The sequence below is a fragment of the Bacillus sp. JJ722 genome (assembly GCF_036963345.1).
Taxonomy (GTDB): Bacteria; Bacillota; Bacilli; order Bacillales; family DSM-1321; genus Bacillus_AD.
Genome location: NZ_JBALMO010000242.1, coordinates 1 through 7,338, shown reverse-complemented (window position 1 = coordinate 7,338; position 7,338 = coordinate 1). Strand labels below are relative to the sequence as shown.

General features: G+C 35.5%; 6 protein-coding genes and 1 pseudogene. 6 read left to right on the top strand and 1 reads right to left on the bottom strand.

Going from position 1 to position 7,338, the window contains the following annotated elements; genetic code table 11:
* Positions 1–179 precede the first annotated feature (179 nt).
* From arcA to V7014_RS22625, 4 genes are all read left to right on the top strand, one after another.
* Complete coding sequence (gene arcA / locus V7014_RS22640; RefSeq protein ID WP_335510588.1) at positions 180–1,403, top strand: arginine deiminase; 1,224 nt, start codon at positions 180–182, stop codon at positions 1,401–1,403.
* Between the two features lie 30 nt (positions 1,404–1,433).
* Positions 1,434–2,429: an ornithine carbamoyltransferase gene (gene argF / locus V7014_RS22635; RefSeq protein WP_335510586.1), complete on the top strand. Its 996-nt coding sequence runs from the start codon at positions 1,434–1,436 to the stop codon at positions 2,427–2,429.
* Between the two features lie 15 nt (positions 2,430–2,444).
* A complete protein-coding gene (arcC, locus tag V7014_RS22630; protein ID WP_335510584.1) occupies positions 2,445–3,380 on the top strand; it encodes a carbamate kinase in 936 nt (311 codons plus the stop codon).
* An 85-nt stretch (positions 3,381–3,465) separates the two neighbouring features.
* Positions 3,466–5,004, top strand: coding sequence for a YfcC family protein (locus V7014_RS22625; RefSeq protein WP_335510583.1), 1,539 nt, complete (start codon positions 3,466–3,468; stop codon positions 5,002–5,004).
* Positions 5,005–5,519: 515 nt separating this feature from the next.
* On the opposite strand, the gene V7014_RS22620 is transcribed toward V7014_RS22625, so the two are convergent.
* On the bottom strand, positions 5,520–6,179 hold the full coding sequence (locus V7014_RS22620; protein WP_335510580.1) for a cupin domain-containing protein: 660 nt from the start codon (positions 6,177–6,179) through the stop codon (positions 5,520–5,522).
* 406 nt (positions 6,180–6,585) lie between these two features.
* Here V7014_RS22620 and V7014_RS22615 point away from each other — a divergent pair, with 406 nt between their 5' ends.
* Together V7014_RS22615 and V7014_RS22610 are read left to right on the top strand one after the other, a co-directional pair.
* Positions 6,586–7,092 (top strand): putative RNA methyltransferase, encoded by a 507-nt coding sequence (locus V7014_RS22615; protein ID WP_335510579.1) that lies wholly within the window; start codon positions 6,586–6,588, stop codon positions 7,090–7,092.
* Positions 7,070–7,338 (top strand): annotated as a pseudogene (locus V7014_RS22610) (putative RNA methyltransferase); the annotation flags it as partial. The gene V7014_RS22615 and the pseudogene V7014_RS22610, both read left to right, overlap by 23 nt.

Here is a 7,338-nt window from a genome sequence, read left to right as displayed (position 1 = left end):
AACGAAGAGTTAGCATTTGGTTGCTAACTCTTCGTTCGCTTGTTTGTTGTTTTATAAATTATAAAAATAATTCGTTTCTACGTAATTATTATCTTTTATTACCAAGATTATTGTTACTGAAATCAAAAATAATAAGTAGGACGACTGAATAATGTAGGGTCGTTAAGGAGGAATTTACGATGGGTGTAGTTGTTAGAAATGAAATAATGCCATTGAAAAAAGTATTATTACACAGGCCTGGAAAAGAAATAGAAAATTTAACACCAGAATACTTGGAAAGGCTTTTATTCGATGATATTCCGTGGCTTGAGAAGGCTCAAAGTGAGCATGATGCCATGGCAAAGGTATTGCAAGAGAACGGGGTAGAAGTTGTTTACTTAGATGACCTTACAGCTGAAGTATTGAATGATCCAAAAGTGAAAGAGGAGTTTTTGTATCAATTCATTGCTGAAGCAGGCGTTAAATATCCTGGTACAGTCAAAAGAGTATATGAGTATTTAAATGCGATTAAAGATAACAAGGAATTGGTTAGAACAACAATGGCAGGAATTAGAAGAAAGGAATTGCCAGCAGATAAACAAGTAAGTTTAGCTGGATTGGTGAACCAAAAATATCCGTTCGTAACTGATCCTATGCCAAACCTTTATTTTACAAGGGATCCATTTGCAACTATAGGGGATAAAATCAGTTTGAACAAAATGTATTCCGTAACAAGGAATCGCGAAACGATTTATGCAGATTACATTTTTAAATATCATCCTGATTATAATGATACGCAGAAAGTATACAATCGGGACTTTGATAATCCAATTGAAGGTGGAGATATTTTAAATATCTCGGCTGAAGTAATCGCTGTAGGTATTTCGCAAAGAACTTCTCCTGAAGCAATTGAGGAATTAGCTAGACAGCTTTTCTTCAAGACGGAAGGAAATTTAATAACAACTGTTCTTGCTATTGATATTCCGAAATCTCGTGCTTATATGCATTTAGATACAGTGTTTACGCAAGTGGATCATAATAAGTTTACGATTCATCCACATATTCAAGGCCCTCTTCAAGTATTTGAGCTTACAAAAGGAGAAGGATCTAACGAGTTAAAAATCGAGAAGTTGAACATGGAATTAGATAAGATTCTTTCTAAGTATCTTCATACAGAAGATGTTGTGTTAATTCCATGTGGTGGTGGAGATGATATCGTAGCTGAGCGTGAACAATGGAATGATGGTTCTAATACATTATGTATCAAACCAGGACATGTAATTGTTTATTCTCGAAATTATATTACAAATCAACTGTTAGAAGAGCATGGCATTACAGTTCATATTATTCCTTCCTCTGAGTTATCAAGAGGTAGGGGAGGCCCTCGTTGCATGTCAATGCCGCTTCTTAGAGAAGAAAAATAACGATAAGAACATTTAGTGGAGGTATTATAAATGGTAGTTAATTTGAGAGGTCGCTCGTTTTTGAAATTATTGGATTTTAGTCCAGCGGAAATCCGTTATCTTATAGATTTATCAAAAAACTTAAAGAATTTAAAGAGAGCAGGTATTGCTCATGACACGTTACGAGGAAAGAACATCGTGCTTCTTTTCGAAAAAACGTCTACAAGAACGCGATGCTCATTTGAAGTAGCAGCTTATGATTTAGGAATGGGCGTTACATTCTTAGATGCAGCGTCTTCTCAAATGGGGAAAAAGGAATCGATTGCTGATACAGCACGAGTGCTTGGAAGAATGTATGACGGTATTGAATATCGTGGATTCTCACAAGAAATTGTAGTCGATTTAGCGCGTTATGCAGGCGTGCCTGTCTGGAATGGATTAACCGATGAATTCCATCCTACACAAATGATTGCCGACTTACTAACCATTGAAGAAAAGCTAGGGAGATTAAAAGGCGTCAACTTTGTTTACATGGGGGATGCAAGAAATAACATGGGGAATTCTTTAATGGTAGCGTGTGCGAAGATGGGATTGAATTTTACGGCATGTGCTCCTAAAGAATTATTTCCAGCTGAAGATTTAGTTGAAATTTGTAAAGAAATTGCCGAAACGTCTGGATCAACGATTACTTTAACGGAAGATGTTTCAGCAGGAACGAAAAATGCTGATGTTATCTATACAGATGTATGGGTATCGATGGGTGAACCTGATGAAGTGTGGGAAAGCCGTTTGAAACTATTGAAGCCATTCCAGGTGAATAAATCAGTTATGAGTAATGCAAATCCAGAAGCTATCTTCATGCATTGTTTACCAGCCTTCCATGATTTGAAAACAGAGGTAGGTAAGAAAGTTGGAGAGAAATTCAATATTTCAGAAATTGAAGTAACAGATGATGTTTTTGAATCGAAACAATCTGTTGTCTTCGATGAAGCTGAAAATAGAATGCACACAATTAAGGCCATTATACTAGCAACAATCGGCTCATAAAAGGAGACAGAGTGAATGGGTAAACGATTAGTTATTGCTTTAGGTGGAAATGCATTAGGAAATACGGCAGAAGAGCAACTGGAATTAGTGAAACATACAGCGAAAACCATTGCCGATTTAGTTGGAGAAGGAAATACCGTTATTGTTGGTCACGGAAATGGGCCCCAAATTGGTATGATCAATCTTGCGATGGAGTATGCAGCAACAAATGGTGCAAACACTCCTCCAATGCCTTTTCCTGAATGTGGTGCGATGAGCCAAGGTTATATTGGATATCATCTTGAACAAGCCATTAAACAGGAATTAACTAATCGCAATATAGATAAGGAAGTTGCATGTATTATTACCGAAGTAGTTGTGGATATTAATGATGAAGCATTTACTAATCCAACAAAACCAATCGGCTTGTTCTATAGCAAAGAAGAAGCAGATGCGATAGCTAAAGAGAAAAACTATTCGTTTGTTGAAGATGCAGGAAGAGGGTTTAGACGAGTTGTACCGTCACCGACTCCACAAGAAATAGTTCAATTGAATGTAGTTAAGCAGTTAATTGAACATGATGACGTTGTTATTACAGTAGGGGGCGGGGGTATCCCTGTTGTTAAACGAGATAATAACAATGAAGGTGTTGCCGCTGTCATTGACAAAGATAAATCATCTTCAAAGTTAGCTCAAGACCTCAATGCGGAAATGTTAGTTATTTTGACAGCTGTTGAACGAGTTGCCATCAACTATAATAAGCCGAATCAAAAAGATTTAGCAAAAATGACTGTCACTGAAGCGGAACAGTACATTAAAGAAGGTCACTTTGCTCCGGGATCAATGTTACCTAAAGTCGAAGCTTGTCTAAGCTTTGTAAAGAATACGCCTGGAGGAAAAGCTATCATCACTTCTTTAGAGAAAGCCAAGGAAGCATTACAGGGGACAACGGGAACCATTATCGAATCATAAAACAAATTTTTATTTGTAAATGGATGACGAACTTTTGGGCGTCATCCATTTATGAATAGTGATTAATGTAAAGAAGGTGAACAGATTGACAACTACGAAAAAGAAGAAGAAGTTTCAATTTCCAACAGCTTATACAGTGCTTCTTGCATTGACCATTATTGTGGGGTTAGTTACCCAATTCGTACCTCAAGTTATTCCTGCTAAAGTAAGTGATGTTCTGATGGCTCCAGTTACAGGGATGATCGGAATTAAAGATTCGGCTATTCAAAGTCACATCACTGAAAAAATGCAAAACGAAAGTATTCCAAAAGCATTAGAGTATTTAAAAGGTGCTGAAGGCAATTATATTAACGTTGCAAACGAAGGAACACTAGCAGGAGCAATTGATGTTGCCTTTTTCATTTTGATTATTGGTGGATTTTTAGGTGTTGTTACGAAAACCGGTGCTCTAGATGCAGGTGTTGCTGCTATTGTAAATAAAATGAAAGGAAAAGAAATTATATTAATTCCTGTATTGATGTTTATTTTTTCTCTTGGTGGTACGTCATATGGTATGGCTGAGGAAAGTTTAGCCTTCTATGCTTTGATTACGGCTACGATGCTTGCTGTTGGTTTTGATCCTTTAGTTGCTGCGGCAACTATTATGCTCGGCGCTGGATGTGGAACATTAGGTTCGACTGTTAATCCTTTTGCTCCAGGAGTTGCGGCTGCATCAGCTAAGTCAGTCGGAGTAGCGATTAACCAAGGAACAATTATTATCATGGGCGTCATGTTATGGCTTGTCACTTTAGCAATAGCGATTTTCTTTGTTATGTCTTATGCCAAAAAGGTAAAGAAAGATCAGGCAAAATCCTTATTAACGGAAGCTGAGTGGAAGAATGCTAAAGAAGCTTACAGTAGTAACAATGAAGAAACGGCAGAATTTACAGGCCGTAGAAAATTAGTATTAGTTCTGTTCGGGATTTCTTTTCTTATTATGATTCTAGGAATTATCCCGTGGGAGGATTTCGGTGTCAGCTTTTTTGCTAAATATACAGGGATGTTAACAGGTTCACCCCTTGGGCAATGGTCATTCCCAGAACTGACGGCTTGGTTTGTTGTTATGGCAATTATTATTGGTCTTGTTTATCGATTAAGGGAAAAGGATCTTGTAGATTCCTTTATTGTTGGTGCAGCCGATATGGTAGGAGTTGCATTAATTCTAGGTATAGCTAGAGGGATATCCTTCATCATGTCAAATTCAGGATTGGATTTATTCATTTTAGATAAAGCATCGAATGTTTTAAACGGTATTTCAGGCATCGCGTTTGTAGGTATGGCTTATATAATCTACATAGGTTTGTCGTTCTTAATACCTTCATCATCGGGGTTAGCAACCGTATCAATGCCGATTTTTGCGCCTTTAACGAAAAATTTAGGATTATCCCCTGAAGTAATGATCATGATTTTCAGTGCTGGATCAGGTATTGTGAATTTATTCACACCTACTTCTGGTGTTGTAATGGGAGGCTTAAGCATTGCAAAGGTGGAATATTCTACTTGGATAAAGTTTGTTTGGAAGGTCCTTTTAGCGATTTTCATTGCTTCCTTAATCATATTATCAATCGGAATGATGATGTTCTAAAAAAGAAGGATGAGTAATTTTGGGAATTGTTAGCTTTTTTTCAGTCGTGTTTTTTATATTTACTGTTGTACTTTCATTTTCAAGAAAGAAAACAGGGAATCTGTATATAGTGTTTGGAACATTAACGTTTGTTTTTATTCTTCTATTTGGATCGTCTCCGAGTGTTAATGTCTCGTTTCAATCACTTAACACCTTTTTAATTATTTCAATCATGCTGCTGTTATTCGGTATGATGAATGGAATCATTGCACTATTCTTTTTTAACTTACCTAGACGTCTTTGTTTCATATGTTCTATTTTAGGTACTCTTTTGTTAATGGCATTCTTTTTTAATCTGAAAGGGATCATCGTATATATGTATGTTCCTGTGTTATTGGTTTCCATTCTTAATAAACTAACGGATTTAAACTTGGTTAAAAAGAATATATAAGAATTAGAATAATCGACGAATGGATAGTAGAAATTCTGTTAAGTAGCTATTGCTAAGAAGCCAAGTTTGTTCTTGGCTTCTTATTTTAGCATCTGTAGTAAGGAATTGAATTTTGATAAGGATACCAATAGTAAGATGGTATTGTATATTGAGGCATATTATAACAATTTACATATTGATAAGGATATTGTTGTGATTTATTTTTAATTTGCTTCGTACAATTCTTTGGAGGACCGATAAATGTTGTTGTCTGAATCGGAGCGATTGCTTTTTTCCACTTCTTTTCGTCTAAACAATAGGTCTTTGCCATAATATTCGAGGGAGTTAGTTTTAAAATGTCGGAGCCAAGAATGACTTCAGGTGTCGGAGCATCGAAAATAGCGAGTAGATGTGTTTGATCGATGGTAGCTTCTTCGTAATGCCACCACCCTTGGGGAATATTGGCTACTTGACCAGGTGTAATAGAATACGTTTGGATTCGCTTGGTGAATGGATTAAGTAGTGAAACATTAGCAGCTCCCGAAATACAATACACTAATTCTGCAGCGTTTTGATGATAATGTGGCTCAACAACATTATCCTTACTTAGGTAAATATCCAATAATGAAACATTTTCTAAAGTGTTTAATTGGTTGATACCTAATAGATTAATAAAGTTTTGATTATCTTTTACAAAGAAATTGTTAGTATTTACATCAAATGTGAATTGTGCAGAAGGTGAAGTATAGTCTACATTCGATACCATAGTGGAAACCACCTTTTTATAATTGTAATGTGTGGAGTAATCACATTCCATGCATGATATGTGCCATTTACCAACATGGTGCAAGATTATCCAGATGGCAAGAATTTATGTAGTTACAAATGATCTGAATAAATAGAAAGGGATATGTCATCGTCTAACGCCTCTATTTTTACATGGTTTTATTTACAATAAAATATAAAGTTTGCTATTATATAAATGGATATTATTATCCAAAAAATTCACATATTTAAAGGAGCTAATTTCATGATTATCCAATTCATTCGTTATAGATAAGAAAAGGTATAGACTGTCATCAAATCCGCATTATTTTTTGAAATTTAGTGAGGGTTTATTTGTCTATGCCTTTTTTCATTTATTGATAAAACGAATGAATGAGGTGTCTTTAATGTCAAAAAAGACTAAGAAAATGGAGAGTGCGCTTTTAGTAAGTGACTTTGAATCTATTTTTAAGTGTCCTATCTGTGAATCGCCAATGAAAGTAATAGACTTTAAAAGTTTAAGTTGCAGTAATAATCATACATTTGATTTTGCTAAACAAGGATACATTAACTTGCTTACTCATCAAATGAAAACTAAGTATGGTAAGGCTCTCTTTGAAGCAAGAAGGAAGCTAATTGTTGAGGGTGAGTTTTTTCAACCATTAAGTGCAGCAATTACTGAAATAATTGGAAAGCAAGTGAATGCATTTGCTGGTGACATATCCATACTTGATACAGGTTGTGGCGAGGGGTCACATCTTATTAACGTATGTGATAGGCTTCGTACTAAATTTAATCAAAAAGTAACTGGTGTTGGAATTGATATTGCAAAAGAAGGGCTCTTTGAAGCTGCTAAGCATTATAGTAATACCATCTGGTGCGTATCAGACCTTGCTAATACAAGACCTTGCTAATACACCATTTAAGGCTCAACAATTTGATGTTATTCTTAACATTTTATCACCTTCAAATTATGCCGAATTTAATAGATTATTAAAAGATGATGGTTTAGTAATCAAGGTTGTTCCACGAGCTGACTATTTAATAGAGTTAAGGGAAGCATTATTTGATCCGTCAAGCAAACAATCATATTCTAATGCGGAGACAGTTGAACTATTTCACGCAAATTTTCATAACGTTGAATGTTTGCATTTGAATTA

Coding starts and splice junctions, on each gene's coding strand:
- arcA (WP_335510588.1), top strand. CDS start 180: ATGGGTGTAGTTGTTAGAAATGAAATAATGCCATTGAAAAAAGTATTA.
- argF (WP_335510586.1), top strand. CDS start 1,434: ATGGTAGTTAATTTGAGAGGTCGCTCGTTTTTGAAATTATTGGATTTT.
- arcC (WP_335510584.1), top strand. CDS start 2,445: ATGGGTAAACGATTAGTTATTGCTTTAGGTGGAAATGCATTAGGAAAT.
- V7014_RS22620 (WP_335510580.1), bottom strand. CDS start 6,179: ATGGTATCGAATGTAGACTATACTTCACCTTCTGCACAATTCACATTT.
- V7014_RS22615 (WP_335510579.1), top strand. CDS start 6,586: ATGTCAAAAAAGACTAAGAAAATGGAGAGTGCGCTTTTAGTAAGTGAC.